The organism is Pseudomonas sp. NPDC089918, from assembly GCF_050280605.1.
Lineage (GTDB): Bacteria > Pseudomonadota > Gammaproteobacteria > Pseudomonadales > Pseudomonadaceae > Aquipseudomonas.
The window spans coordinates 1-1,014 of record NZ_JBNNVP010000115.1 but is presented as its reverse complement, the minus strand read 5'-3'; the positions used below and the strand labels follow the sequence as shown (position 1 = coordinate 1,014).

General features: G+C 55.9%; 1 protein-coding gene and 2 pseudogenes. 1 reads left to right on the top strand and 2 read right to left on the bottom strand.

Translation table 11 applies throughout. The features are described from left to right. Together ACQKPC_RS30460 and ACQKPC_RS30455 are read right to left on the bottom strand one after the other, a co-directional pair. On the bottom strand, positions 1–633 hold a 633-nt coding region (locus ACQKPC_RS30460; RefSeq protein ID WP_427628341.1), incomplete at its 3' end, for a F0F1 ATP synthase subunit gamma. A gap of 50 nt (positions 634–683) precedes the next feature. Next, a pseudogene (locus ACQKPC_RS30455) lies at positions 684–929 on the bottom strand (F0F1 ATP synthase subunit alpha); the annotation flags it as partial. Positions 930–933: 4 nt separating this feature from the next. Between ACQKPC_RS30455 and ACQKPC_RS30450 the strand changes: the two are divergent. After that, positions 934–1,014 (top strand): annotated as a pseudogene (locus ACQKPC_RS30450) (hypothetical protein); the annotation flags it as partial.

Here is a 1,014-nt window from a genome sequence, read left to right as displayed (position 1 = left end):
AAGTCGTGATCGACGACGTTGCCGAAGACCAGCAACTCGACGCCGCCGCTGACGAAGAGCCGCAAGAGTAAGCGGGCAAGCAGGGGGCGGATGAATCATGGTGTTGATGAACTTGTTGGATACCACGGACAGGCGGTCAATACGGCCGTCCAGGTAGGCATCCAGCATCACCTTGACGCTGCCGATCAGATCATTGATCGACGGCTCTTCACCCAGGTGGCTGATAGCTGCAACGACGTTACCGCCGAAGTTGCGGAAGAAAGCCGCACCTTTGCTACCAACTACACACAGATCAATCTCGACGCCGTTTTCGCGGTTTACCGCCATGTCCTTGACCAGGGCCTTGAACAGGTTGGTGTTCAAGCCACCACACAGACCACGGTCACTGCTCACCACAACGTAACCGACGCGCTTTACTTCACGGTCGATCATGAATGGGTGGCGATATTCCGGGTTGGCGTTGGCCAGATGGCCAATAACCTGGCGGATGCGCTCCGCGTAAGGACGGCTAGCAGCCATGCGCATTTGTGCCTTGCGCATTTTGCTGACCGCCACTTTTTCCATGGCGCTGGTAATCTTTTGCGTGCTTTTGATGCTCGCAATCTTACTGCGAATCTCTTTTGCGCCTGCCATGTAACACCTATCAGGTTAGCAAGCGGGAGCCTTGCGGCTCCCGCTGCGGCTTACCAGGTTTGGGTGGCCTTGAACTTCTCGATACCGGCTTTCATGCCAGCGTCGATTTCGTCATTGAAGTCACCCTTCACGTTGATCTTCGCCATCAATTCGGCGTGATCGCGGTTGAAGAAAGCAATCAGCGCTTGTTCAAAGCTGCCGATCTTGGCGATTTCGACGTCAGTCAGGAACCCACGCTCAGCGGCATACAGCGACAGCGCCATGTCAGCGATCGACATTGGTGCGTATTGCTTCTGCTACAAGCCTTTGCGTGAAGCGCTGGAGCAGGGTGCCCTGCATTCGATGATTTTCTGGGGGCCGCCGGGGGTGGGTAAAACCACG